30 protein-coding genes are annotated in these 25,231 nt (G+C 62.5%); 18 read left to right on the top strand and 12 right to left on the bottom strand.

What is annotated here, in order from left to right:
* The first annotated feature begins 20 nt into the window (after positions 1 to 20).
* Together AC1DZP_RS07700 and AC1DZP_RS07705 are read left to right on the top strand one after the other, a co-directional pair.
* On the top strand, positions 21 to 3,104 hold the full coding sequence (locus AC1DZP_RS07700) for an ATP-binding protein (RefSeq protein WP_477301324.1): 3,084 nt from the start codon (positions 21 to 23) through the stop codon (positions 3,102 to 3,104).
* A 322-nt stretch (positions 3,105 to 3,426) separates the two neighbouring features.
* Entirely contained in the window at positions 3,427 to 3,570 is a 144-nt protein-coding gene (locus tag AC1DZP_RS07705) for a hypothetical protein (protein WP_095091124.1), read from the top strand.
* Positions 3,571 to 3,678: 108 nt separating this feature from the next.
* On the opposite strand, the gene AC1DZP_RS07710 is transcribed toward AC1DZP_RS07705, so the two are convergent.
* Positions 3,679 to 4,371, bottom strand: coding sequence for a DUF2270 domain-containing protein (locus AC1DZP_RS07710; protein ID WP_477301325.1), 693 nt, complete (start codon positions 4,369 to 4,371; stop codon positions 3,679 to 3,681).
* Between the two features lie 424 nt (positions 4,372 to 4,795).
* Between AC1DZP_RS07710 and AC1DZP_RS07715 the strand changes: the two genes are divergently transcribed.
* The 7 genes from AC1DZP_RS07715 to AC1DZP_RS07745 all read left to right on the top strand — a co-directional run bounded on the left by AC1DZP_RS07715 (position 4,796) and on the right by AC1DZP_RS07745 (position 9,801).
* On the top strand, positions 4,796 to 4,948 hold the full coding sequence (locus tag AC1DZP_RS07715) for a hypothetical protein (protein WP_167392362.1): 153 nt from the start codon (positions 4,796 to 4,798) through the stop codon (positions 4,946 to 4,948).
* A 144-nt stretch (positions 4,949 to 5,092) separates the two neighbouring features.
* Complete coding sequence (locus tag AC1DZP_RS07720; RefSeq protein WP_477301327.1) at positions 5,093 to 6,073, top strand: hypothetical protein; 981 nt, start codon at positions 5,093 to 5,095, stop codon at positions 6,071 to 6,073.
* Entirely contained in the window at positions 6,073 to 7,107 is a 1,035-nt protein-coding gene (locus AC1DZP_RS07725) for a hypothetical protein (RefSeq protein WP_477226651.1), read from the top strand. Before AC1DZP_RS07720 ends, AC1DZP_RS07725 begins: the two co-directional genes overlap by 1 nt.
* A gap of 214 nt (positions 7,108 to 7,321) precedes the next feature.
* Positions 7,322 to 8,038 (top strand): gamma-glutamylcyclotransferase, encoded by a 717-nt coding sequence (locus AC1DZP_RS07730; protein ID WP_477301329.1) that lies wholly within the window; start codon positions 7,322 to 7,324, stop codon positions 8,036 to 8,038.
* Between the two features lie 88 nt (positions 8,039 to 8,126).
* Complete coding sequence (locus AC1DZP_RS07735; RefSeq protein ID WP_477301331.1) at positions 8,127 to 8,495, top strand: ArsR/SmtB family transcription factor; 369 nt, start codon at positions 8,127 to 8,129, stop codon at positions 8,493 to 8,495.
* Positions 8,492 to 9,025 (top strand): SRPBCC family protein, encoded by a 534-nt coding sequence (locus AC1DZP_RS07740; RefSeq protein WP_477301333.1) that lies wholly within the window; start codon positions 8,492 to 8,494, stop codon positions 9,023 to 9,025. The genes AC1DZP_RS07735 and AC1DZP_RS07740 overlap by 4 nt, the downstream gene beginning before the upstream one ends.
* A gap of 200 nt (positions 9,026 to 9,225) precedes the next feature.
* Complete coding sequence (locus tag AC1DZP_RS07745; RefSeq protein WP_477301335.1) at positions 9,226 to 9,801, top strand: dihydrofolate reductase family protein; 576 nt, start codon at positions 9,226 to 9,228, stop codon at positions 9,799 to 9,801.
* 36 nt (positions 9,802 to 9,837) lie between these two features.
* Here the strand turns inward: AC1DZP_RS07745 and AC1DZP_RS07750 are convergent, their stop codons facing one another.
* From AC1DZP_RS07750 to AC1DZP_RS07770, 5 genes are all read right to left on the bottom strand, one after another.
* Complete coding sequence (locus AC1DZP_RS07750; protein ID WP_477301337.1) at positions 9,838 to 11,808, bottom strand: glycoside hydrolase family 127 protein; 1,971 nt, start codon at positions 11,806 to 11,808, stop codon at positions 9,838 to 9,840.
* A gap of 22 nt (positions 11,809 to 11,830) precedes the next feature.
* The gene (locus AC1DZP_RS07755; protein ID WP_477301339.1) at positions 11,831 to 12,688 is read right to left on the bottom strand and encodes a carbohydrate ABC transporter permease; all 858 of its coding nucleotides are present in this window, start codon (positions 12,686 to 12,688) and stop codon (positions 11,831 to 11,833) included.
* Positions 12,688 to 13,617 carry a carbohydrate ABC transporter permease gene (locus AC1DZP_RS07760; RefSeq protein ID WP_477301341.1) on the bottom strand — a complete coding sequence of 310 codons (930 nt, stop codon included), beginning with the start codon at positions 13,615 to 13,617 and terminating at the stop codon, positions 12,688 to 12,690. Before AC1DZP_RS07760 ends, AC1DZP_RS07755 begins: the two co-directional genes overlap by 1 nt.
* A 195-nt stretch (positions 13,618 to 13,812) precedes the next feature.
* On the bottom strand, positions 13,813 to 15,060 hold the full coding sequence (locus AC1DZP_RS07765; protein ID WP_477301343.1) for an ABC transporter substrate-binding protein: 1,248 nt from the start codon (positions 15,058 to 15,060) through the stop codon (positions 13,813 to 13,815).
* 63 nt (positions 15,061 to 15,123) lie between these two features.
* Positions 15,124 to 16,161 (bottom strand): LacI family DNA-binding transcriptional regulator, encoded by a 1,038-nt coding sequence (locus tag AC1DZP_RS07770; RefSeq protein WP_477301345.1) that lies wholly within the window; start codon positions 16,159 to 16,161, stop codon positions 15,124 to 15,126.
* A 266-nt stretch (positions 16,162 to 16,427) separates the two neighbouring features.
* Here AC1DZP_RS07770 and AC1DZP_RS07775 point away from each other — a divergent pair, with 266 nt between their 5' ends.
* The 4 genes from AC1DZP_RS07775 (at position 16,428) to AC1DZP_RS07790 (ending at position 18,369) form a co-directional block, all read left to right on the top strand.
* Complete coding sequence (locus AC1DZP_RS07775; protein ID WP_477301347.1) at positions 16,428 to 17,504, top strand: diguanylate cyclase domain-containing protein; 1,077 nt, start codon at positions 16,428 to 16,430, stop codon at positions 17,502 to 17,504.
* A 169-nt stretch (positions 17,505 to 17,673) separates the two neighbouring features.
* Positions 17,674 to 17,880: a hypothetical protein gene (locus AC1DZP_RS07780; RefSeq protein ID WP_477301349.1), complete on the top strand. Its 207-nt coding sequence runs from the start codon at positions 17,674 to 17,676 to the stop codon at positions 17,878 to 17,880.
* 5 nt (positions 17,881 to 17,885) lie between these two features.
* Entirely contained in the window at positions 17,886 to 18,077 is a 192-nt protein-coding gene (locus tag AC1DZP_RS07785) for a hypothetical protein (protein WP_095091138.1), read from the top strand.
* A gap of 70 nt (positions 18,078 to 18,147) precedes the next feature.
* Positions 18,148 to 18,369: a DUF6500 family protein gene (locus AC1DZP_RS07790; protein WP_477301352.1), complete on the top strand. Its 222-nt coding sequence runs from the start codon at positions 18,148 to 18,150 to the stop codon at positions 18,367 to 18,369.
* A 67-nt stretch (positions 18,370 to 18,436) separates the two neighbouring features.
* Here the strand turns inward: AC1DZP_RS07790 and AC1DZP_RS07795 are convergent, their stop codons facing one another.
* Positions 18,437 to 18,703, bottom strand: coding sequence for a DUF1488 family protein (locus tag AC1DZP_RS07795; RefSeq protein WP_457153814.1), 267 nt, complete (start codon positions 18,701 to 18,703; stop codon positions 18,437 to 18,439).
* Positions 18,700 to 18,948, bottom strand: coding sequence for a hypothetical protein (locus tag AC1DZP_RS07800; RefSeq protein WP_095091140.1), 249 nt, complete (start codon positions 18,946 to 18,948; stop codon positions 18,700 to 18,702). Before AC1DZP_RS07800 ends, AC1DZP_RS07795 begins: the two co-directional genes overlap by 4 nt.
* A gap of 249 nt (positions 18,949 to 19,197) precedes the next feature.
* Here AC1DZP_RS07800 and AC1DZP_RS07805 point away from each other — a divergent pair, with 249 nt between their 5' ends.
* From AC1DZP_RS07805 to AC1DZP_RS07825, 5 genes are all read left to right on the top strand, one after another.
* On the top strand, positions 19,198 to 19,512 hold the full coding sequence (locus AC1DZP_RS07805) for a co-chaperone GroES (protein WP_477301354.1): 315 nt from the start codon (positions 19,198 to 19,200) through the stop codon (positions 19,510 to 19,512).
* Positions 19,513 to 19,582: 70 nt separating this feature from the next.
* Positions 19,583 to 21,211 carry a chaperonin GroEL gene (gene groL / locus AC1DZP_RS07810; RefSeq protein WP_477301356.1) on the top strand — a complete coding sequence of 543 codons (1,629 nt, stop codon included), beginning with the start codon at positions 19,583 to 19,585 and terminating at the stop codon, positions 21,209 to 21,211.
* A gap of 142 nt (positions 21,212 to 21,353) precedes the next feature.
* Complete coding sequence (locus AC1DZP_RS07815) at positions 21,354 to 21,512, top strand: hypothetical protein (protein ID WP_167458376.1); 159 nt, start codon at positions 21,354 to 21,356, stop codon at positions 21,510 to 21,512.
* A 281-nt stretch (positions 21,513 to 21,793) separates the two neighbouring features.
* Positions 21,794 to 22,108 carry a GYD domain-containing protein gene (locus tag AC1DZP_RS07820; RefSeq protein WP_095091143.1) on the top strand — a complete coding sequence of 105 codons (315 nt, stop codon included), beginning with the start codon at positions 21,794 to 21,796 and terminating at the stop codon, positions 22,106 to 22,108.
* A gap of 182 nt (positions 22,109 to 22,290) precedes the next feature.
* Positions 22,291 to 22,788 (top strand): GAF domain-containing protein, encoded by a 498-nt coding sequence (locus AC1DZP_RS07825; RefSeq protein ID WP_477301358.1) that lies wholly within the window; start codon positions 22,291 to 22,293, stop codon positions 22,786 to 22,788.
* A gap of 23 nt (positions 22,789 to 22,811) precedes the next feature.
* Here AC1DZP_RS07825 and AC1DZP_RS07830 read toward each other — a convergent pair whose 3' ends face one another.
* The 4 genes from AC1DZP_RS07830 to AC1DZP_RS07845 form a co-directional block, all read right to left on the bottom strand.
* Positions 22,812 to 23,873, bottom strand: coding sequence for a YeiH family protein (locus AC1DZP_RS07830; protein ID WP_477301360.1), 1,062 nt, complete (start codon positions 23,871 to 23,873; stop codon positions 22,812 to 22,814).
* A 135-nt stretch (positions 23,874 to 24,008) separates the two neighbouring features.
* Complete coding sequence (locus AC1DZP_RS07835) at positions 24,009 to 24,395, bottom strand: ester cyclase (protein WP_477301362.1); 387 nt, start codon at positions 24,393 to 24,395, stop codon at positions 24,009 to 24,011.
* Between the two features lie 135 nt (positions 24,396 to 24,530).
* Entirely contained in the window at positions 24,531 to 24,761 is a 231-nt protein-coding gene (locus AC1DZP_RS07840) for a hypothetical protein (protein WP_477301364.1), read from the bottom strand.
* Positions 24,762 to 24,877: 116 nt separating this feature from the next.
* Positions 24,878 to 25,180, bottom strand: a complete 303-nt coding sequence (locus AC1DZP_RS07845) for a hypothetical protein (RefSeq protein WP_477301365.1) — start codon at positions 25,178 to 25,180, stop codon at positions 24,878 to 24,880.
* Positions 25,181 to 25,231: the final 51 nt, after the last annotated feature.

Raw genomic sequence — 25,231 nt, forward strand, 5'->3', positions numbered from 1 at the left:
CCAAGGAGGGTCCCAGAGCCGTGACCACACCGGTTCCATTGGCTAGCCCGATTTTGCCCGGCAGCCCAGGGAAGTCTGTTGCAGAGCGGCGTTATCTCACCATTCTGTTTTGCGACATGGTGGGGTCAACCGAATATGCCGACCGCCTGGATCCCGAGGACTTCCAACGCCTGATCGAGAGCTTTCTGCAGACCTGCAGCAGCGTCATCCGCCGCCGCAAGGGTGTGACGGCCAGCTATATCGGCGACGCCGTCCAGGCCTATTTCGGTTATCCAATAGCTGGCGAGGACGACAGCGAGTTCGCCGTGCTCGCGGCACTCGAGATCGTCGATGCTGTTGGCACTATCTCGGCAAGTCTGGGATATCCGTTGCAAGTGAGGGTGGGTATCGCGAGCGGCCAGGTCGTGGTGGGTGAGTTCGTCGGTGCGCCGAGCGGCGTGTCCACCGTCGCCTTCGGCCACGTCGCGCATCTAGCGGCACGGCTGCAGGTCCTGACCAAGCCGAACACGATCCTTGTCGACGCGGCGACCTTCGAGGCCGCGAGCGGCGCGATTGATTTCACCACGTTCGGCAAACATGAGCTGAAGGGATTCGCCGAGCCAGTCCAGGTTTGGCAGGTGCAACKGGCGCGCATGGTGCCGACTCGCTTTGCAAAGCGTGCGCGCATGACCAAGCTGTGCGGCCGCAATACCGAATTGCGACTGCTGATGGAGCGCTGGGAGACCGTCGTGCGCGACAGGCGCGGCAATGCGGTGTTGGTCTCGGGGGAGTCGGGAATCGGTAAATCCCGGTTGCTCAACGAGATCCAGCAGCGCCTACGCAGCTTTCCGCAGCTGACCATGCAATGTTCTCCGACCTTTGAGAACAGCACCCTTTATCCATTCCTCGCGGAGTTGCAGAGGATCGCAACGATCGAGGACGGTGACTCGACGGAAGAAAAGCTGCGAAAGCTCAGCAACGGATTGTCCATAGGTTCTGTGTCCAGCGACGTCGCGCTGGCGATCTTCTCAAGCCTGCTCGGCTTACCGACGACTATGCCGGACAGGCTTGAAGGGATAAGCGCCGAACGACAGCGCAACATTGCCGAGCAAGCGTTCATCGATTTGGTCAGTTATCTGGCGCGTGCTACCCCGATCCTGATCTTGTTCGAAGATGAACAATGGGCCGACGCGACCTCGCGCGACCTTCTCCACAAGATCGTCGCCAGCCTGGCTTCGACTCCTGCGCTGTTGCTTGTGTCGAGCAGGAACCACTCAAGCGTTCCGTGGGTCGACGGGCCGGACGTGCATCACATAAGGCTTGAAGCGCTCGGCCGCGAGGATGCCGAAGCGATTGTCCATGACATCAGTCCGAATGCGCTCGCTGCTGATGTTTCGGTGGTGCTCGACCGCAGTGAAGGCGTCCCTCTCTATATCGAGGAGCTTACGCGGAGCGTGGTCGAAACAGGATTGCGGCTGGACGTATCGCAGCCGAAACGTCTGTCACCTACGACCAACATTCCGAACTCCCTGCAGTTCTCGCTGCTTGCCCGCCTCGACAGGCTGGGGCCCGCTAAGGAAATTGCGCAGATCGCAGCGGCGATCGGCCGCGAATTCGATTTCGACATATTGCGCGAGATCTGCGATTGGCCCGAAGCGGAGTTGCGCGCCGCAGTTGGCGACCTGATGCGCACGGGGCTGATCGTCGCCGAACGGGGGACAGCCGGCGCGGGCTTTTCGTTCACCCACGTGCTCCTGCAGCAGGCCGCCAGAGGCACGATGCTGCACGAGCGCGCGCAGCAGATTCACCGATTGATTGCCGAATGTATCGAACTGCGCGACCACAACGCGGCTTTTGCCTATCCCGAAGTGCTCGCTGAGCATTTCGCAGACGCAGGTCTGTTCGACCGCGCCGCTGACTACTGGCTGCTGGCAGGGCTGAAGGCGGCCAAGACTTGGGCAAAAGTCGACGCGGTGCGTACCTTCAGGAAGGGGCTTGAAGCCGCGAAACTCTTGCCCGAATCCGACGATCGTAGCCGCAGGCTGCTTCGCTTCGAGCTGGAGCTGGGCGACGTGCTCTACGCTGCGCTAGGCTACGTGACGGGCGAGGGCAGTGCCGCATATCAGAGGGCCATAGAACTGAGCGGGAAGCTTGGCGAGCCGGAATCGACGATCAGGGCGCTCGACGGGCTTTTCGGCACCCATTTCAACTCAGGTCAGTTCGGTAAGGCCCTCGCGGCCAGTGATGAGTTAATTCGGGTCGGCGAGGAGGGCGGTTACCTAAACGCGCTCGTCATAGGTCTGCAGTTCAAGGGGATGAGTCTGTTCTCTCAGGGCGAGTTGGTGGCGGCCCGGCAATATCTTGAGCGCGCTCTCAGCCACAAGGACAGCGCAGACAAGGTCGGCAGCGACTTTCCGAGCATGGCCATGATCTACCTTTCCTGGACCTTGCATATTCTGGGATATCGCAGCCAAGCGCTGAAACTCTACCTCGAGGCGGAGGCGACCGTTCGGCAGCAGTCCGCCTATCGTCTGGCCGCCTGCCTGGGAAACGGGTGCGTGTTGTTCGCCTTCCGCGAGGAGAGCAGTTCGATCGCTCGACTGGCGGATGAACTCCTGCCACTGGCGCAGGAAAACGGTTTCAATCTCTGGGCAAGGGTGGCGCGCTTTTTTGGCGGCCTGGCTGCGTCGAGCCTCGATGACAGTCTGGTGGGTAGCCACATGATGGCATTGACCGAGAGTGATCTTGAAGATGAGGAGGTCGACAAATCGTGTTATTTAGGCTTACTGGCCAAAGCTTTCATGAGCTCCGGGCAATTCAGTATAGCGGCAGTGACCGTTGAGAAAGGTCTGCGCGAAGCCGAAAAGATTGGCGAGCATTACTTTACAGCCGCCTTGCTTCGCATTCGCGGTGAGATCGAACTTGCAAATGGAGCAGGAGACAGAGCGGCGGAGGCTTCTTTCCGCGAGGCGATTGGCTTTGCCAGGCAGCAGAACGCCAGGAGTTGGGAGTTGCAGGCGACCAACAGTCTGGCGAAGCTGTTGCGGTCACAGGGTCGGTTCGAAGAGGCCCGTGCGGAATTGCGGGAGGTCAACGATTGGTTCACCGCAGAAGATGTGGCGTAATCAGCAGTGCATCACGTCTCTGTCGGCAATCTCGACGAGCGGCTTCTTTTCGTCGCGAACATTGTAATCATGGGTCGAGAGCGGAACGCCCGCCCTCGACCGCGTGCGACGGCTCGCGATTGAGAAATGCGCGCTTGAACTAAATCCGGGGGCAAACGCAGCGGTGACGCCACCGCCGTCTCGGCGGCGCCGATGTGCCCGCCGCCGGCAGGATCGGGGGCAGGAATGGTCGGCTATTTGATCTAATTTCTTTGCAAGCCGTTAACGCGGCCATGCTGTTAATCAGCGTTTGCTAATGAATTATTCAAACCTAGGGCAAGCAATGACCAAGAATCTCGGCAATGCACGCCACACCCCGGCGAAGGCCCAGCAGGTTTCCCTTCTTGGCAAGGTCGCGCCGACGCTGTTTCCGCTGGTCGCGGCGGCGCTGGGCTACATGATCGGCAGGCAGTTCTTCGGCATCTAGCGGGCTTGCCGCTGCCCGGCTTGGCGCCCTCAAACGCCTCAGCGAACTGACCAGAACAGCGCGCGGACCGGCATTTGTTCTGCAGCCGCCGGTCGCCAGAGTTCGACGTCAGACGTGGACGTCGCCGAAGGAAAGTTCGCCGTCGTCGCCGGCCGCGAAAAAGACGATAGCAAGCAGCCAGGCATAGAATGCCGCCACGACGACCACGATCACCACACCGGGAATGGGGCCAAGGGCGGCGCTTTCGACGGCCTCACGAAGCGAACCGACAAACCCGGTCTTGAGGCCCACCGTCTGAAGGCTGGGGGTCGATATCTTGACCACCCAGGCCAACAGCAGGATCAGGAACAGGTAGATGTAGTTTCGCCGCAAGCGGCGCGCCAGTGCAGCGCGCTGCGACAGCAGGAACTTCGGCGCGCGCAGGCCTTCGCCTACGATGAGCAGCCAATCAGAGGCAAAGTCGGGCTGCGGGGAGAAGATCTGCGCGAAATAATGACGCTCGAACTGCCGCACGCGAGCCCGGTAGAAGTCGAAGAACCGATAGCGGCGCGCCTCGATCCACAGCAAAAGCAGGATCAGCAGCATGGCGAACAGCAGCACGCCGTGGTGCGCACTGGCCGTGGACAGCGACACCGAAAGCAGCGCCGCCACCACCGTGATCGCCCAGTTCGTTGTCCGGTCGAGCCGGTCGCGCCATCCCGCCATGCGGGCGATCTCGGCGCGGTGAAAATGCGACAGCGTGTTCACGCGCTCCGTCGATGAAAGGACCAGGCCCGTGGGTTTTGCCGACGCATCGTTCATGACATCCTCCGGCAAGGACTAGAACACTTTGCCGGCAACATGGTTCCCAGGCGCTCATTTTGGCCCGCCGATCCAGTCGACCAGAAGGACAACGAGCCAGGCCGACCCATCGCGCGCTGTTTCGCGACGCGCTGATCTAAGGGCTTGAGGTACTGATGCCCGGTCTCGTCGTGCGGGTGGTCCACAATTTGGAAAAACGACCCTGAAATGATTGAGATACAAAGATTTCCTTCAGGCGTACATCAATAAGCCGGCGCAGTTTTTAGGCAATCTTTAGACAAGATTGTCGATTGCCGCAGTTCATGCTGGCAAATGGTTCTTTGTCGGATTCATCCGGGACGGCAATGATTCATGGCTTGACACTGGGCCAAGATGAAGAGCTATGCTGGATCACACTCAAAAGTTCGCACGGGGGAATCTGTACATGGATTTCATCGAGAGGTGGTTAGGTATTTCACCTGACGGCGGCGACGGATCGACCGAAGCTCTCTACATACTTGCCGTTGTCGCAATATTGGCGCTTGTCTTCCACAAGCGCATCGTGCAGTTCGCGCGCGGCTTCTTCGCGCGCAAATAGCCAGCGTACCGTTCAAGTTCCGCTTTATTCGTCTGACCAGAGTTACAAGCGGCACCAGTCGTCCAACCAGTCCAAAGCGCTGTTGCCGCGCGAATCCCGTCGCTAATCAGGCGTTGCCCTGCGTTAGCTTCAGAAAGGGAGTCGATGCGTGGAATAGCGGCAATCCTGCGAGCACTGTTCTCCGCCTGGATTCCGGCGCTGATCGAGATGGCTCACCGCTTCTGTCGCCGGTGGCGGCTGGGGGGTGACCGTCGGGTCGACCAGAAGGGGTCCCGGGCACATTGCGTGCCGATCGACCATCCCGCATTCTGCCGGCCCGATCCGCTGATCTACGATCAGTACTATCTGATCGGCCTTGGCCTCGCGGTGACCTGGGACAATCCCGATATCGAGGTGCGCCAGGGTGGGGTGCCCGTTCCCGCCGGCAAGTTGCAGGCTGACACCGACTACGAGGTGCGCGTCCGCGTCTGGAACGCCTCCAAGGATGCCGTTGTCGTCAAGATGCCGGTTCACCTGTCCTATATGTCGTTCGGCATCGGAACCGTGTCGAACCCGATAGACACCAGGCCGGTCTCGGTGGGGGTGATCGGATCCGCCGGCCAGCCCGGGTTCGTCTCCTTCGACTGGCATACGCCCCGGGAAGCAGGTCACTATTGCCTGCAGGCCTTGCTCGACCCGGCCGACGATGCCAACTTCGCCAACAATCTCGGGCAGAAAAACACCGATGTCGGGCTGGCGCAGTCGCCGGCGACATTTCAATTCGAGCTGCGCAACGCCACCCGCCGGCCGCACCGGTATCGCTTCACCGTCGATGCCTACACCATTCCGCCGCTCAACCCCTGTCGTGACGACCGGCAACCGACCGAGGAGTCCGTCAAGGCCGAGCAAAAGCGCCGGCTGGCAGCACATTTGCCGGCGGTTCATCCGCTGCCGCCTGGATGGAAAGTCGAGATTTCGCCTGACCAGCCGTCGCTGGCGCCGGGCGAACAGGTGACGATCACAGCGGTCGCCACCCCGCCGAACGGCTGGACCGGCCGGCAAGCCCTCAATTTGAATGCGTTCGACGAGGGTGAGCACGCCAGTGGCGGCGTCACCTTGACCGTCCTCAGCAGCCTGGAGCCGTGATGGCCACCGACGACAAATCCTGGACCACGTGCACGACCGCGGACAAGGTGATCTCGGTCAACCAGTACATCAGCGCGGCGATCACCAGCGGCATATTCGCGGCCGTCATGGCTGTGGTGCTGATTGCGATGGGCGAACCGTGGTGCTTGCCGATTGCGCTTGTGGTGACCGGGATTGTCTGGATTCTCGCCTATTGCGACTGGTGGCTCAACAACCGGCTGGTTTGTCTCGGCGACAAGAGCCCGGTCAGCGTCGTCGGCATGGTCATCAGCATCGAGCCGCCGTCGGAGAAGACATGGCCCGGAAGCCTGGACTCCGACTACAGCCTCAACCTTTTGCTGCCGAACAACCCGGTGGGCGTCAGCCAGGCTGTTGCCGGCGCCAGCGTTCCGTTCGGCTATCTGATGGCTGAAACCGCCACCACCTCCTCGCACGGCTTGCTGTTCACCGGGAATCCGGCGGAGGACAAGGCGACCGGGGTAAAATCAGAGGCACTGCACGTGGAGTTCGAGGGCGCGTCGATCCACGACCTGCAGACCGTCAACATCCTCGCGCTGATCGCAGCCCTGACGGCGCTAGCACTCTGCATGTCGGGCGTCGGCGTGGTCGTTGCCTACATCCTGGCGCTTCTCGCCTTGCTTGCCGCGCTGCTTGGCGCGGCCTTCAGCAGTTCGGACACGGCCAGCCCGAGCGATGCCGGCCTGCCCAGCATCGAGGTCAACAAGGGCGATGGAACCGGAGCGACAATCCTGGGTGTGACCGGCCGATGGGTCTATGACGCCGGACATATCCACGACAGCTTTCATGAAGGCCACAACGAACTGCATCCGGTCCAACAGGCGCAGATCCTGGGAGGGCCGTGGGACGGTGACTGGCCCCCCGATATCGACGGGATCATTCGCGGCTACCAGGATGGCTACGCGCAATCCCAGGATCCGCTCACCAAAAGTGAGCAGGCACGACCCGGCTCCAAATGGTCGGTCCATCCCTATGTCGACGGCTGCAACGACCGGCCGGATCATCCGCCGCACTAGGTCGTTGCATGCGACGACGCCGAGGAGCTTCTGGGTGCGGTCGCGAGCTTGTGCATGCACGCATACAGGCAGGGCCGTCGCGTCCGGCGCGTTAGGGCAGTCGATACTTGCGAATCCTTTCAAACGGTTGTGCGCGCCGGTTCAGATTTTGAGTCCGCGCCTTGAGAATCTGCTCGCCCTTGGGCAACATGGCGGCCATGCCTGAGACGCGAGAATGAACAAGCCGATTTCTGCCGCATCGCCGCGCAAGGCGACGATGACGCTGACCGAGGCGCTCGTTGCCCGCACGATGCGTGCGGTCGAAGATGCCGGGCCGACGCCGGGCATGGTCTACATGACCGACGCCGACTATGCGCGCATCCGCGATGAGGTGCTGGCCGGCGCGCCGCCTGGACCCGTAAAACTGTTCGCCTATGGCTCGCTGCTGTGGAAGCCGGTCGGCGAGGTGAGGGGCGGCGAGCGTGCGGTTGCGACCGGCTGGCATCGTTCGTTCTGTTTTACGGTCAAGCGCTTCCGTGGCACAGTCGAGCAGCCAGGCCTGATGATGGCGCTCGACCGCGGCGGCCAGTGCCAAGGCATGGTGTTCGAGATCGCCGAGCCGGTGGCAGCCAATCTGGAAGCGCTGCTGCGCCGCGAGATGACCGTCCTGCCGGCTGTCAACGTGCCGCGCTGGCTGCAGGTCAGGACAGAAGGCGGCATGAGCCGCGCGCTCGGTTTCGTCGTCGATCCCGCCAATCCGCGCTATGCCGGCAAACTCGACAAGCAGGCGATCGCGGCAACCCTGGCCAGGGCCGTCGGCCACTGGGGTTCGGGTGCGGAATATCTGTTCGAGACGATCCGCCATCTCGAAGCTTGCGGCATCCGCGACCGCAATCTGTGGCAGTTGCAGGAACTGGTGGCCGAGGAGATCGGTCGCACCGACGCCGGCTAAGGCACGAAGGCCAGCCATTTTCAGCGCCGCCAAATAATATTCAACCAAACGGTTGACAATCAAAAGCCTCACGCGCATATTCAACCACATGGTTGAATTACTTACATACGAGATGGATCAGGTCTTTCACGCCCTTGGCGACGCGACGCGCCGGCAGATGCTGCGCGAACTCGCCGGTGGCGGGCGCACGGTGAGCCAGCTGGCCGAACCGTTCGCGATGTCGCTGGCGGCTGCTTCCAAGCACATCAAGGTGCTGGAAAATGCCGGGCTGATCCGTCGCGAAGTGCTCGGCCGCACGCATATCTGCCACCTCGAGGCTGGTCCGCTGGCCAGCGCGCATGAGTGGCTTGGAGCCTACTCGCGCTTCTGGACGGGGCGGCTCGACATTTTGGAACGATTGCTGCGCGAAGACGACGCGCGCAAATCCTCGACTGGGAAGAAGGGAGACGAGATATGACCGATCGACATGCCGAGAATGGCTATGGCGTGCTGACCGAGCCGGCCACGTTGACGATCGAACGGCTGCTGCCCGGCCCGGCCGAGCGCATCTGGGGCTACATCACCGACCCAGAACTGCGCCGCCAATGGCTGGCCGCCGGCCCCATGGGAAGCGAGGCCGGCTCGCCCTTCGAACTCACCTGGCGCAACGACGAACTGACCGAGCCGGCCGGCGAGCGCCCGCCAGGATTTCCGGCTGTGCACACCATGCCGGGTGAGATCACCGAGATCGATCCGCCGCGCCGGCTCGGCATCACCTGGGGCAGCACCGGCGGCGTCACTTTCGCACTGACCCCGCAAGGGAAGGATGTGCTGCTTACCATCGTCCATCGCCGCCTGGGTGACCGCTCGCTGATGCTCAACATCGCCCCCGGCTGGCACATGCATCTCGACATTCTCGCCGCGAGGCTGCGCGGAGAACAGCCGGAGCCGTTCTGGGACGGCTGGGCGAGATTGAGGCTGGACTACGACCGACGCCTGCCGGCCTGAACAGGAGAACGCGAAACCCAATGGAAAGGAGACGATAGCGCCGGACACTTCGAGACTTGCCTGACCAATGCTTGACGAGCGGGCGATTGCCCGCATGACGACCGCTGCCCCGCAGCGGCATTTCCCAACATTTCCCGAAATTTTTGAACCGCCGGCCCGCGGGCCGCACAACCGCGCCTTTGTGCGCCAAGGAGAATGCCATGCGTAAATTGATCGCCGCCATGAAGATTTCCGTCGACGGCAAGGCTGAGGGACCGACCGGCATCGCCGACTGGGTGCATGCCTGGTCGGAGGATTATGGGTTGACGGATCAGGTCGATGCCTGCCTGCTTGGTGGCCGCATGTATCCTGGCTACGAGCAGTACTGGACCGCGATCCAGAACGCGCCCAACGAGCCGCTGCCGATGACCGGCAAGCCAGCGGCGCGGGAAGAGCTGCCCTGGGCACGCTTTGCCGCCAAAACGCCGCACTATGTGCTGTCGAACACGCTGAATTCAGCCAACTGGCCGATGACGCGTTTTCTCAGGTCGAACGACGATGTCGCGGCACTGAAGCGCCAGCCCGGCAAGGACATTTACTTGATGGGCGGCTCGACCATCGTCGACAGTCTTACCGAGGCTGGGCTGGTCGATGAGCTGCGCCTCGTCCTCTATCCGCTGATTGCCGGCGAGGGCAAGGTGCTGTTTTCGACGACGACTCGGCGGCGCGACCTGGAACTGACCAAGGTCGAGCAATTGCCAGGCGGGCGGCTGAGCATGGTCTACAAGATCGGCTGAGCGCTCAGAGCCTGGCTGGAAACTCCACAGCCTGTCTCACCCGTCCCTGAGCCAGACCAGCATTTCGCCGGGCTCGCGGTTGTCCCAGGCGAAATAAGGAATGGCGGTCAGGCGGGTTTGAGTGGTGGCCGGCGGCGCGGGCCGGTAGAGCCCGCTTTGCCAGCCGCCGCCGGCATCGGCTTGCGCGGTGGCCGAAAGCGTCACCACGCCGCCGAGAAGCTCCGGCCGCTGGTGCGCCTCGACGCTTGCCGTCCTCGGCAGCGTCAGGCGATGCAGCTGGCTTTCATTGTCGGTCGCCTCGACGCAGTAGATCAGCGGACCGCGCGACAGCGCGACGAGGCCGGCATCCTGCCGCACCTGCGGGTTGGCATAGAGTCGCTCGATCGGCATTTCGAGACCGAGAAGGACGCGGTCGCCCTTTTTCCATGTGCGCCGGATCGCGGCATAGCCGTCGCTGGTGACATCCTCCAGGCCGACCGGGTCGCCGTTCACCGTCATTTCGGCGACGGTGCTCCATGCCGGGATGCGCAGGTGAAGTGTGAACTCCACCGGTGCCTGCGGTTCGAGCGTGATCTCGACGGCGCCGTCCCAGGGATAACGGCTCGCCTGCGTCAGGCTCACCGGGGTGCCTGATATGTCGAAGCGGGCGGTCGAGTCGCCATAGAGATGCACGGCAACAGCATCGTCGGCCAGGCTGTAGAAATAGCTGCCGATCGAGGCGACCATGCGCCCGATATTGGGCGGGCAGCAGGGGCAACGGTGCCATTTCCAGCGGTTATGCTTGCCCCGGCTTTCGAGCGGGTTCTCGTAGAAGAACAGCGAGCCGTCGAGCGACAGGCCCGAGATCGAGCCATTGTAGAGGGCGCGCTCCATGATGTCGGCGTAGCGGGCGTTCGGCCCCATGCCGAGCATGCGACTGGCCCAGAACACCAGCCCGACCGCGGCGCAGGTCTCGGCATAGGCGCTCTCGTTGGGCAGGTCGTAATCGCTGGTGAAACCCTCATTGTCCGCCGACGGCCCCAGTCCGCCGGTGATGTAGAGGCTCTTGGTGGTGACATCGTCCCACAGCCGGTCGAGTGCCGCCCGCAGCGTGTCGTCGCCATATTCGGTGGCGATGTCGGCCATGCCGGAATAGAGGTACATTGCCCTGACCGCATGGCCGACGACCTTGTCCTGCTCGCGCACCGGAATGTGCGACTGGTTGTACTCATAGGTCTTGAAGTGGAAATCCTTCGGATCGGCACCGCGGGCGCGCGCCTCCTCGTCGAAGTAATGTGGCTGCTGGCCGCGCTGGTCGATGAAGTATTTCGCCAGCTCCATGTATTTCTGCTCGCCGGTCACCCGCGCCAGCTTGACCAGCGCCAACTCGATCTCCTCGTGGCCGCAATAGCCGTGTTTCTGGCCGGACCGCGGCCCCAGCACAGTGGCGATATGGTCGGCGAAACGGCACATCACATCGAGCAGTTTGCGTTTTCCGGTGGCCTGGTAATAGGCGACCGCGCCTTCGATCAGGTGGCCGGCACAATAGAGTTCATGGCAGTCGCGCAGATTGGTCCAGCGCAGGCCGGGCTGGATGCGCTGATACCAGCTCGAGAGGTAGCCGTCCGGCTGCTGCAGCTTCTCATACATGTCGATGACGGCATCGATCTTCTTCTCCAGATCGGGGTTCTTGCGCCGGTAGAGCGAATAGGCCGCGGTCTCGATGGTCTTCCCCCAGTCGGAATCCCAGAACATCTGCGTCGTCACCGTGCTGGCGGTGAAGCCGTCGCTGACATGGAAGGGGATGACGACACCGGGCGAGGGCCGGTCCGGGTCGATCTGCTCGAGCATGCGGGCCTCGACACAGCGGTCGTAAAGGATGCCGGCGGTGGCGCTGGCGACGGCGTCGGCGCGGTCGCCCCAGAAACCCTGCACGTCGACCTGCGGCACCGGCAGCGGGCGGAAGGCGAGCTTGGGCTTGCCCGTCTTGCCCGCTCCGACGGTTTGGGTGGATGGCGATGCGGTCATGAACTTACTCCATTCGGTCGAATTACTTGACGGCTCCGGCCATCAGGCCGCGGATGTAGAAGCGCTGCAGAACCAGGAACAGGATGAGGCACGGCACCATCATCACGGTGACGCCCGCCTGCACCGCGCCCCAGTCGATGGCGCCGAAACGGCCCGACTGAAGTGCTGTCATCATCACCGGCAGCGTGAATTTGGACTGGTCGGTCATCAGCACCAGCGCGGCGAGGAACTCGTTCCAGGCGCCGAGGAAGGCAAACAGCGCGATGGTGACGACACCCGGCCAGACCAGCGGGAGCATCACCTTTACAAGCATGGTGAGATTGCCGGCGCCGTCCATGCGGGCGGCTTCCTCGATCTCGCGCGGCACCGCGTCGAAGGCGTTGCGCATCATGAAGATCGAGAACGGCAGCTGCAGCGTCACATAGACGCCGACCAGGCCGGTCAGCGTGTTGTGCAGGCCAAGCTTGGTCAGCACCAGGAAGATCGGCGTCAGGATCGACTGGAACGGGATCATGATCGTCGACAGGATGAGGACGAAGAACAGGTCCTTGAACGGAAACCGGAACCGCGAAAAGCCATAGCCGGCCAGCACGCTGACGGCGACCGACAGCACGACGGTCATCACCGAGACATAGATGCTGTTCTGCGCCGAGGTCCAGAGCCCGTCACCGAAGCTGTTGAGCGTGACATAGTTCTCCAGCGAGACGCCCGACGTCGGCCACGGCGGCAGGGGCGGCAGGCGCGCTTCCTGCGCCGGCTTGAAGGCCGACAGCACCGCCCACACGATCGGCGCCGCAAACAGCACCGAGGCGATGATGCCGGTCGAATGCTCGGCGATGCGGGCGGCGAGCCTGCGGTTATGGGAGGTGGCCTGCGCCATCAGTCGAGACCCTCCGGCTTGCGCAGCAGCCACAGCTGGACGAGGCTGAGCGCCACCAGGATGACCAGCAGGACCATGGACAGCGCGGCGCCATAGCCGAGCTTGAACGACACGAAGGACTGGTTGAAGATCCAGTAGACTGCGGTCAGCGTCTGGTTGCGCGGGCCGCCGCGCAGGATGATGTAGAACTGGTCGAAGGCGAGGATCGAGCCGGCGACCGACAGGATCAGCGCCAGTGCCAAAGTGCGGCGCATCAGCGGCAAGGTGATCGCCCTGAACCTGGCGAACGGCCCGGCGCCGTCGATGACCGCCGCCTCCTGCAGGTCCTGCGGGATCGATTGCAGGCCAGCCATCAGGATGATCATGGTGAAGCCGGCGACCTTCCAGACGACCATGGCGATGATCGACCAGAAGGCCGGCTGGAAGGTGGCCAAGAGGTTGAACTTCCTGTCGATCAGGCCGAGATCATAGGCGGCGGGACTGAACAGGCCGGAATCGACGTTCAAGAGCCATGACCAGAGCAGGCTGGCCGAAGCAAAGCCGACGACCGCCGGCATGAAGAACATTGTGCGATAGAGATTGGTCAGCGGACGCGGCCGTTCGACGAACAGCGCCAGCGGAAACGCCACCGCGAAGATCGCGACTGTGACGACCAGTGTGTACCAGCCAGTGAAGCGCAGCGCATTCCAGAACCTGGTGTCGTGCAGGATCGCGACATAGTTGCCGAGGCCGATATAGCTGCGCTCGCCCATCAGCGGCCAGTTGTGCAGCGACATCCACGCCGTCATGCCGAGCGGGATGAGGAAGAAGACGACGACCAGCGCGACGGCCGGCGCGACATAGAGCAGGCCGATCCACTGCCGGCGGCCGGCGCCGGTGAGCTTTCGGGCGCGTGGTGGGGCAGGGGTTGCTGCTGTGATGGAGGTCATGCTTGCTCTTCCGTTGCATCCGGCGCGCCGCCCTACCTCCCCCTTGTGGGAGGTTGGACCGCAGGTCCGGGTTGTGGGCCGGCGCCGCCCCCCACCCCGCTGCTTCGCAGAGACCCTTCCCACAAAAGGGGAGGGTAAGGAGCGGCGCGCCGGCCACCCGCCTAGGGAGACAGGCGGGCGGCCGGGAGGCGTCCGCTACTTCTGCGGCGCCTGGTCGATGATCGACTGCATGGTCTCCTGTGCATTCGCGATGGCGCCGTCGACATCGTCGCCGAAGAAGACCTCGTTGATCATCTGCGTCCACGGACCGTTGGCGGAGTTGATCAAATCGTTGAACACCACGGAATAGGGGGTGCGGCCCTTGGCCATGGCCTCGGCGGCAATCTGGTAGCGCGGATCGAGATCCTTCAGCGCTTCCTTGGCGATGTCGCCGCGCACCGGCAGGCTGCCGTATTTGGCCAGGATGGTCTGGCCCTCGAGCGAATAGGCGAAATCGAGGAACTCCTTCACCACGGCGAGTTTCGGGGTGCTCTTGGTGACGACGAAATTGTCACCGCCGGCAAAGGACGACCAGCCGCTGTCCTTGCCCGGCAGGAAGGTGACGCCGTAGTCGACATCGGGATACTGGGTGTTGAGCGCGCCGATGGCGAAGGCGCCGGACGGCGAGATGCCGATATTGCCGGCGGCGAACGCGGCAAAGAAGTTGGCACCGGTATCGGTCTGCGCGCCTGCCGGCACCAGATCCTTCTTGACCATCGAGCGGTAGAGATCGATGGCGCCGCGCAGCTGCGGGCTGTCCAGCGTCGCCTTCGAGCCGTCCTCGCTCAGGATGTCGCCGCCCGACGCCCAGATCAGCGGCGTGAAGGTGAAGATGTTGCAGCCGCCGCAATTGCCGGAGAAGTAGAAGCCCTTGATGTTGCCGCCGAGCGCGTTGACCTTCTCGGCGTCGGCGGCGATCTCGGCCCAGTTGGTCGGACCTTTTTCAGGGTCGAGGCCGGCCTGCTTGAACAGCTTCTTGTTCCAGATCAGCACCGAGGCGTCGGCCGAGAAGGGCAGGCCGTAGATGTGGTCCTTGTAGGTGCCGGTCTTCACATGCGCGGGCGACAGGCTGGAGAAGTAGGGCAGCGACTTCGCCCAGTCGGTGATGTCCTCGAGCTGGCCGGCGGCGGCGAAGGACGGGGTGTAGATCAGGTCGAGCGACAGCGCGTCGGGCGCCGTGCCGCCGGCGGCCGCCGCACCATATTTCGGGATAATCTCGGCATTGGGGATGATGTCCAGCTTGATCTGGTTGGTGTGCGCCTTGTTATAGGCGTCGACGATCCTCGGCATGAAATTCGAGCCGTCGGCACGCACCCAGATGTTGGCCGTCTCGGCGGCCGCGGCACTGATGCCGCCACCCAGTACGGCAGCGGCCAGGGCCAGTTTGGCAATCAGGTTCCTCATGTTCTCCTCCTCCAGGGTTCGCCGCGGTCCGCGGCTTGGCGCCGATCGCGCGGCGCGTGGTTTTCAGCCATCCAGCGGATGGCCGCATGACTGCCGCACCACCAGCCGGCACGGCAGTTTTCGAATGCCCGGCGCGGCGGGCTGGCCGCCGACCAGCGACAGCAGGGTCAGCCCCGCCTCGCGCCCGAGGGCGACCAGGTTCATGTCGACGGAGGTCAGCGGCGGGCGCGTCGCTTCGGCCACGATCTCCCAATTGTCGAAGCCGATGACGCCGACATCGCCGGGAACGTTGAGGCCGCGTTCGCGCAAGGCATCGATGACACCGCGTGCGATCTGGTCGTTGCCGCAAAAGACGGCGTCCGGCCTTTCATTCCTGCTGTCGAACAGCTGCGCCACCGCCTCGTGACCCCAGCCTTCTGACCAGGCGCCGAGCAGCGGCTCGGTGACCGGCAAGCCGTTCTCGGCCAGCACGTCGCGGTAAGCCTGCGCCCGCGCATGCACCACGGCGAAGCTCGCCGGCCCCGTCACGTGGGCGATGCGCTGGCGGCCGAGCCGGCACAGATGCTCGACGGCCAGCCGCGCGCCGCCGGCATCATCCGAGACGAAGGCGATGGCGTCGGGATCGGGCTGCGTGAAGGCATAGATCACCGGGACGCGCAGATTGCTGAGGTCGACCGGCAGATGGCGGTCGATGCGCTTGCCGGTGGCGATGATGCCGTCGACGCGCTTGTCGAGCATGGCGTCGACATGCATCTGGCCGAGGCGCGGATCCTCCTCGACATTGCACAGGAACACCGAGACGCCATTGTCGACCAGCGCGTCCGAAATGCCCGACATCAGCGGCAGCGAAAAGCGGCCATAGGTATCGTTGGTGAGCAGGCCGACGGTGAAGCTGCGCCGCCTGAGCAGGCTCTGCGCCAGGCTGTTGGGCCGGAAGCCGAGACGCCTCGCCGTCTCGCGAATGCGCTCGCGCGTCTCGGCGGTCATGCGCCCCTGGTCGTTGAGCGCCTTGGAAGCGGTGGCGACGCTGACGCCGGCCTGCGCCGCCACGTCACGCAAGGTGACTGGCTTGGAAAAGACCGGGACAGGCTCCGATGCCATCGCGCCAAAATCCTTAGTTGGGAAAAGGTTTTCCCTTACAGTCCAGAGAAAGAGCCAACCTTGCGGCCAACTCGGTCAAAACTTTTGGAAAAACCTTTTCTCAAGTAAGGCTAGGCTACATCCAGAGCTTGTTCAAGGGAAAAATTGCCGGCGCCCGTGGGTGGGATTTTCGCGGCAAAATTCCGGCGAAGTCCGGCCACCCGTCAGTGAAGTGTTAATCGCTTGCGCGTCATGGTGGTCGCTCGCCAGGACAGCAGAGCTCCGCCATGCCCGATACGCCCTACACCCCGAAAGGCCTGGCGCGAACCGATGTCTCGCAGCCCAGCAGGGGGGCAAGGCACGACAGCCGCTCGGACGAACGCCGCCGAGAAGCCGCCACGATCGCCCGGCTCAAGGCGGAAATCGCGGCGCAGGCCGAACTGATTGCCAAGCAACAGCTTTCACTGGCCCACAGCCGCAAAATCTTTGACCGCGCCTCGGCAGCCGCGCGCCTCGGCGTGTGGGAATGCAGCCTGCCCGACGAGCGGCTTACCTGGACCGACGTGGTCTATGACCTGTTCGACCTGCCGCGCGGCTCAGCGCTCGATCGCTCGGAGATCATCAAGTGCTACCCGGCGGAGTCGCGCAAGGCGTTGGACAGCCTGCGCGGCCGGGCGATCGCCGAGCGCAACGGCTTCACCCTAGATGCCGAGATCACCACCCTTGCCGGCCGCAGCCGCTGGATCCGCATCACTGCGACGGTCGAGTGTGAGGACGGCGTTCCGGTGCGGATCTTCGGCATGAAGCAGGACATCACCGAGGAAAAGATCCTGTCTGACCGGATGCGCTATCTGGCCGAATATGACGTCATGACGGGGCTGGCTAATCGCGGCCGGTTCCAGGCGCGGCTTGCGCATACGGACGAGGGCCGCCCGCTCGGCGCGCTGCTGCTGATCGATCTCGACGGCTTCAAGGCCGTCAACGACACGTTCGGCCATGTCGTCGGCGACGAATGCCTGAAGGCGGCGGCTGAGCGGCTTGCCGGCAGCTGCGGCGAGGCGGATCTGGTGGCGCGCGTCGGCGGCGACGAGTTCGCGGTCTTGCTCGGCCCGCATCTCGACCGCGGCGCGGTCTCCGGCCTGGCGCGCGGCATCATCGAGGCGATGGGCAAGCCGGTCAGCGCTTGCGGCCAGTCGCTCAGGCTCGGGGCCTCGGTCGGCATCGCCTTCGCCCAGGCTGGCGCACCGTGCGACCTGTTCATGCAGGCCGATACCGCGCTCTATGCCGCCAAGGCGGCAGGGCGCAACACGTTCCGCATCTTCAAGTCAGACCCCGCCGCGAAGGGTCGCAGCGCCGCGGCCTGAGGGCCAAGCTCCGGCGTGTCGTACGGCCTTAGTCGACGGGCGCCGCGCATCTTTCACCAACGCCGTCCCTATCTGCATTTGGCATGCAGGGCGCTCGAGAAAAGAGTGCTATGCAAGGCAAGGGAGCATTCTTGCTCCGGCTCCTTCCCCGACATTCGAGGTCATTTTCGTGCGTGAACCGTCACTGCTGCCTGTGTTTGGAAAACTTGGCGTCAAGGCGCCTGTCGCCACCGTCGCGGCGCCGGCTTCGTCGGCAGGTGTCGCGTTGCGGCTGCGGGAGTTTCTGGCCACACATGGCGGCATGGTGCTGAAACTGTCGGTCATCGCCTGGACGGTGCTGATCCTGGCGGCGGTGTTTTTCATGATACAGGGCTGACCGGCATGGCCAACCGCTACGCGCTGCGCATGGAGCTGCCCCAGAGCTGGACCATCATCGATGTCTTCACCGGCCAGCCTGCCGTGATCCGGCAAAAGGTGATGGTCGGGATGGGCCCGCGCGAGGCCGAGGACATGGTCGTGCAGATGAACGTTCGTGACGTCAAGCGTCGGGAGAGGGCAGAGCGCAAGTCCTGACCTGTGCAGCCGCCGAGGTCGGCACTATGCCGCCGGCAAGAGCTCGCCACACCGCAAACCGAGGATTCCCGTGAGAGCCAGCCTGAAGCAGAAGATACTGGAGGTCTGTGACCGCAAGATTTCCGAGAAAGGGCCTGGCGTCGGCGTATCGTTCTACGCGTTCTTCGCCAACAGGAACGACGACCCCGACCTTTTGATGGAAGCCGCCGAATGGTGGATCAGAACTCACCGCCTCGACCATTTTGAAAAGGCTGAAAAGATACGCACCATGGTCGAGAAGATGGATCGTTGATCTTCGCTTCCATGGATGTCGTTGTCTCACAGCCGGGGCCGGTTTTGAGCGACATGCACCAGGCTGATCAGCCGAAATCGGCGGCCGTCAGCACGTACATGCTCTTGCGGGTGCGGTCGTAGGCCTTCGACGCCACGTCGCGGATGGCGCTGCTCTCAGTATCGAATGTGGCGAGATAGCCGGCTTCATTGGTCGCGGTCGCCGGCTGCATCCTGGTCATCGCATCGGCGGCGACGGAGAATGAGATCTGGAACATGCCGTCATGGCCGACGAAACGGATGCGCTTGCCGGCTTCGTCATAGCTGCGGCTGCGATTGGGGAAGGTCAGGCTCATGTCTTGACCTCCGTGGCTTTCTTGACCACCCGCTTTTTCTTCGGCGTCGGGTTCAGCGCTTCGGCGACACGGTCTGCCTCTTCCTTGGCCAGCCGCAGCTCCCGAAGCCTTGCGGTCTTGATCTCCCTGGCCCGTGCCTCGGACATGTATTCAGCGGTTGCCTTGTTGCGCTCCGCCGTTTTCTTCTGCTTGTCGACAAAGCGGGCTTCAGCTTTTTCCATGATCGTCTGATTGCCTTCGGCCATCGAAGAAATCTCCCTTGTGCCTGAAATCGTGAAAACGAACTTGTCCGATAAATAGGCACTCAATCGGCAAAATTCAATTTTTTGAATTATTTGACCAATCGGCGATATCACGAAACGGCTAACCAAAATAATACTTTTGAATATTTAATTCCGGCGGCGAATAATTTTTGGCACTCCTATCTATCGAGTGCCAACGCGTCTATATAGGACGGGCGTGGCCGCCTGTGCCGGCCCCAGAAAGAAGTTCCCATGAAATTTCGGCCACTCCACGACCGCGTCGTCATTCGTCGCGCTGAAGGCGATACCAAATCCAAGGGCGGCATCATCATCCCCGACAATGCCAAGGAAAAGCCACAAGAAGGCGAAGTCATCGCCGTCGGCCCGGGTGCACGCGACGAAAGCGGCGCGCTGATCGCACTCGACGTCAAGGCCGGCGACTTCATCCTGTTCGGCAAATGGTCGGGCACCGAGGTCAAGATCGACGGCGAGGACCTGCTGATCTTGAAGGAAGCCGACATCATGGGCGTCATCGAGAAGGCCGTCGAGGCCAAGAAGGCCGCCTGACCAATGAGGAGCCGGCTTTTGCCAGGCTCCGGCGAGCGGTTCACTCCACCACACGAACGGGATTAAAAAAATGTCTGCCAAGGAAATCAAATTCTCCACCGATGCACGCGACCGCATGCTGCGCGGCGTCGAGATCCTAACCAATGCGGTGAAGGTCACGCTCGGTCCCAAGGGCCGCAACGTCATCATCGACAAGGCCTATGGCGCGCCGCGGATCACCAAGGATGGCGTCACCGTCGCCAAGGAAATCGAGCTTACCGACAAGTTCGAGAACATGGGCGCCCAGATGGTGCGCGAAGTGGCCTCGAAGACCAACGACCTTGCTGGTGACGGCACCACCACCGCCACCGTGCTGGCCGCCTCGATCCTGCGCGAAGGCGCCAAGCTGGTCGCTGCCGGCATGAACCCGATGGACCTCAAGCGCGGCATCGACCAGGCGGTCACCGCCGTCGTTGGGGAAATCAAGGCGCGCGCCAAGAAGGTCAAATCGTCGGCTGAGATCGCGCAGGTCGGCACCATCGCCGCCAATGGCGATGCCAGCGTCGGCGAGATGATCGCCAAGGCGATGGACAAGGTCGGCAATGACGGCGTCATCACCGTCGAGGAAGCCAAGACCGCCGAGACCGAGCTCGACGTCGTCGAGGGCATGCAGTTCGATCGCGGCTATCTCAGCCCGTATTTCGTCACCAACGCCGACAAGATGCGCGTCGAGCTGGAAGAGCCCTATGTGCTTATCCACGAGAAGAAGCTTGGCAATCTGCAGGCCATGCTGCCGATCCTCGAAGCGGTGGTGCAGAGCGGCAGGCCGCTGCTGATCATCTCCGAGGACGTCGAAGGCGAGGCGCTCGCCACGCTGGTCGTCAACAAGTTGCGCGGGGGCCTCAAGGTCGCGGCCGTCAAGGCGCCGGGCTTTGGCGATCGCCGCAAGGCGATGCTGGAAGACATCGCCGTGCTCACATCAGGCCAGATGATTTCCGAGGATCTCGGCATCAAGCTCGAAAACGTCACCATCGAGATGCTCGGCCGCGCCAAGCGCGTGCTGATCGACAAAGACACCACCACGATCATCGACGGCGCCGGCACCAAGGCGACCATCCAGGCGCGCGTCGCCCAGATCAAGGGCCAGATCGAGGAGACGACGTCCGACTACGACAAGGAAAAGCTGCAGGAGCGGCTGGCCAAGCTCTCCGGCGGCGTTGCCGTCATCCGCGTCGGTGGCGTCACCGAGTCGGAAGTCAAGGAAAAGAAGGACCGCATCGACGACGCGCTGAATGCGACGCGCGCGGCGGTTGAAGAAGGCATCGTGCCCGGCGGCGGCGTGGCTCTGCTGCGCGCAAGGTCGGCGCTTGCGGGTCTCGCCGGCGCCAATGACGACGTCACGGCGGGCATCTCGATCGTGCTGCGGGCTCTTGAAGCGCCAATCCGGCAGATCGCCGAGAATTCCGGCGTCGAAGGCTCGATCGTGGTCGGCAAACTCACCGACAGCAAGGACCACAATCAGGGCTTCGACGCCCAGAACGAGGTCTATGTCGACATGATCAAGGCAGGTATCGTCGATCCGGCGAAAGTGGTGCGCACCGCACTGCAGGATGCCGGCTCGATCGCGGCACTGCTGATCACCGCTGAAGCCATGATCACCGACATCCCGGCCAAGGATGCCGCACCTGCAGGCAATGGCGGCGGCATGGGCGGCTACTAAAGTTTCAGGTGATGCCGGCCTGCTCGGAAACCACCGTTTTCGACCCGGCCTGACATGAATCTACGCCGGTTCTAGGAGCCGGATATTACCGCCGGGGGCAGTCTCCCCCGGCGCGCAGGCCTCTAGCCCAGGAGACGGATCCATGATCACGTTCGTGCAGAAGCCAGAGACGGTCGTTACGACCGAAATCACCGAGGAAAGCCGCTTCGACCGCATCCGCAGGATTGCCGCCGACAAGCACAAGAAGTCCGATTCCGACACGGCAGCGCCTTCAAAGAGCGAGCCCAAACGCCCGATGTGAGCGCTACGGAGCCGTCGCTACTTCCGCGCAACGCCAGTATCACATAGCGCGTCAGCGGCGCGAGTCCATCGGGCCGGCCGAACACGTCCAGCCAGTTCCTGTAGGCGGTGTCGGGGTGTCCGGTATTGTCATTATATTAGCTTCAGCGCATATTTGGCGGGCAGTGGGCCCTTGGCCGTCAAGGCGTCCAAGGGCGCCTGCAGTTGCTATCGAAAAAATCACTCCGTGCCGGCTCGAATTTGTCGAGCAGTCACGAGACAATGACATTGGGAGGAATAGTCATGAAAGTGACCATATTGGCAAGCTATGCGCCTCACGCCGCCAAAGGATTGATGCAGGGGTCAGACAGGCAAGCTGCGGTCAAGGCGCTTTTTGAAAGCGTTGGCGGCAAGATGACCAGCGTGATGTTCACGCGCGGCATTTATGACGTCGTCGTCAATGGCGAGGTGCCGGACCAGGTCGCAGGGATGGGCATATCCCTTGCGGTGCGAGCGAGCGGCTCGCTGACAGATATGGTTGTACTGGAAGAACTCGATATGAAGGCAGTGCTCGCGGCTGCCAACAAGGCTGCTGGCGCGTACAAGCCCGCCGGCTGATGGACTTGCCTTCTTGATCAAGGCAGCACGGTTCGATGGACGTGCCGTGCTGCCGAGTATCGGACCGGGCATCCTTCTCGCGACTTTCGCAGCGACCGGAATTCACGCTAGTATCGCCCAGTGGTCGTTTGGTGCAGAGAGCTTGCCGAAACGAACCGCGATCCTCGATACGGAGACAAGCGATGTTTGCGGCCAAGGCCATCGACACCTCGGACAAGGCTGCGTTCTACCGCGACCTCGCCGCGCAACTGAAGGCGCTGCTCGAGGGCGAACGCGATTCGATTGCCAACGCCGCCAACACCGCGGCGCTGATTTTCCAGATGGTGCCCGACCTCAACTGGGCCGGCTTCTATTTCCTGCAATCCGACGAGGAGATGGTGCTTGGGCCGTTCCAGGGCAAGCCGGCCTGCGTGCGCATCGCGGTCGGCAAGGGTGTCTGCGGAACAGCGGTGGAACTGAGCACCTCGATGCTGATCGAGGACGTGCATGATTTTCCCGGCCATATCGCCTGCGATGCCGACTCGCGTTCGGAGCTGGTCGTGCTGCTCGAGGACGATGACGGCGTCTTCGGCGTGCTCGATCTCGACAGCCCGTTGCCCGGCCGCTTCGACAAGGCCGACCAGGCCGGCATCGAGACGCTGGCGGCGATTTATGCCGCCGCGAGCTCGTTCGAGGACTGAATGTTCGAACGCCCTAGAGCGCCTCAGACGAGCTTCACCAGCATCAGGCTGAAGCAGCCGATGAACAGGAAGGCCGAGAAGGCCAGCGCCAGCGGGCGCAGGCCGCGCGAGCGCAGCTGCGAAATGTCGGCCTGCAGGCCCATGGCGGCCAGCCCCATGGTCAGCATGATGGTGGTGGCGAGCGCCATCGCCGACTTCACCTCGGCCGGCACGCTGACGAGGCTGTTTAACGCCACGACGGCGACGAAGGCGGCGACAAACCAGGGCATCGGCGGTCGTGCCGCCGACTGATTGCTGCTCTTGCGGCGCGCCATCAGGCCGAGCGCGATGACCATCGGCGCCAGCATGGCAACGCGGGTCAGCTTGGCGACGGTGGCGATCTCGCCGGACTGGGTGCCGTTCTGGAAGCCGGCGCCGATGACTTGCGCCACCTCATGGATCGAGGCGCCGGCCCACAGGCCGAAAGCGTGCTGGTCGAGGCCGAGCAATGGCGCCAGCAGCGGGAAACCGAGCATGGCGACGGTGCCGAACAGCGTGATCGAGGCGACGGCGTAGGTGACGTCCTCGTCGCGCGCGTCGGTGACGATGTTGGTGGCGACGATGGCCGAGGCGCCGCAGATCGAGGTGCCGGCGGCGATCAGCTGCGCCAGCTTGGCGTCGACGCCGATCAGCCGGCCAAGCGTGATGGTGAAGAGGAAGGTGGAGCCAAGCGTCAGCGCCACGATGCCCACGCCGCCGGCGCCGATCGACACCACTTGGCCAAGCGTCAGCTGGAAGCCGAGCAGCACGATGGCGAAGCGCAGCAGCCGGCGCTGCGAAAACGCGATGCCGGCCTTGGCGTGGGCAGGGGTGCCGAGCACGTTGGAATAGATCATGCCGGCGACGACAGCGAGGATCATCGGGCTGAAGAGAGCGAAGCCGGACACATTGCGGGCCGAGAAGGCGACGCCTGTGATCATCGCGACCAGCACGATGCCGGGCACAACGCCGTTCCACACCGAATTGAGCGACTTTCGACCTTGGGCGAGTTCGACGGAAATCAGGCTCTTCGGAATATCGTTCGCGATGTGGGTAAGGGAAGACAATGCAATGCTCCAGGCGTGTATGCCGGAGGAATGCCATTCCTGAACCGATCTTTCCAACGAATTATTTTCGTTAGAACGATCGATTTTATCGAACGATTGGTGGTCTCATCGCGCAGCCGCCGCCGTCCTCTTCCATTAGAGCTGCGCTTCGATGGCCGCCTTGTCTATGACCGACCAGACGTGCCTGATCCTGCCGTCGAGAAATTCATAGAAGACGTTCTCGCTGAAGGAGACCTTCCTGCCGTTGACGGGCAGGCCAAGGAAATTTCCCTTGGGCGTGCAGTTGAATTGAAGCCGGCTGGCTATGAAAGGCGTATCGGAGATCAGTAGCTGGATGTCGAAATAGAGGTCAGGGATCTCGGAAAAATCCCGCTCCAGCATCTTGCGATAGCCGGACAGCCCGACCCGGTCGCCATTGTAGTGCACCTCGTCATGGACGAACCGGTGCAACGTGCTCCAGTCCTGATTGTTGAGGCAAGCGATATAGCTGCGATAGGTGTCGGCAAGCTTGGTGTCGGTCACGGCGATTGCTCCGATGGATTATGCCATGCCAACTTCTATCAACTCCGGTGCCTTGGCTAAAGCGACTGAACGGAATCATGCGCCTTAGGTTTCTGTCGATGCACCAACACCGCAGCATGCTTTGGACGGCATGCACTAGTGCCTGTTTCTCGCGACCTTTTGCCGACGAGATCTGACGGCTTCCAGCAGTTCGTGCTCGCTGGTGTGCGCTTTTCGAACAAGGGCCACAACCATCATCGCCAAGATTTCGGCTTTCGGGTCCAAAGGATCGAGATCCTCATCCGCGCATACCTGGTTGAACACACGTTCGCAAATCGCCAGATCATGATGGCTCAGGCAGGTGCGATTGGAGCGCCGGCGCAGCATCTGCGCGAACCTTTCAGAGCCCGCCGCTCGTGCTTGCGGAGGGTCTTTTGCTGATGAACCGCCGAGGCGATGGACTGTTCGAGTGGCACTATCGTCGATAGTGTATTGGAAACAGTTTACTCGCCGTTGGATGTTTGCTGTGTTAAGAGTCCCAAAATCAGCGCACACTCGCGGGCTTTATACTGTCCAACAGTCATGAGTTGATGGTAGTCCCGCCGTTTGTCCTCCGGGATATGAAACCCACGTCGAAAGTCAGCCGCCTCTTTCGGAGTTCGAGTGCAACCGATCTTGCTGGCGGTGACTTTCAAGCTGGCCAGTGAACACCCTATTTTTGCCGCAATATCCTTCAACGGTTCGTTGTTACCGTATCCATCAAGAATGATCTTGCGACGAGCTTCGCTGTCGAGCTTTGTGTTCATTTTGACGGCCTCCTCAACTACGATTTCATGATGCCCGATTCTATAAGCAAC

The sequence above is a fragment of the Mesorhizobium sp. P2_F8 genome (genome assembly GCF_056403655.1).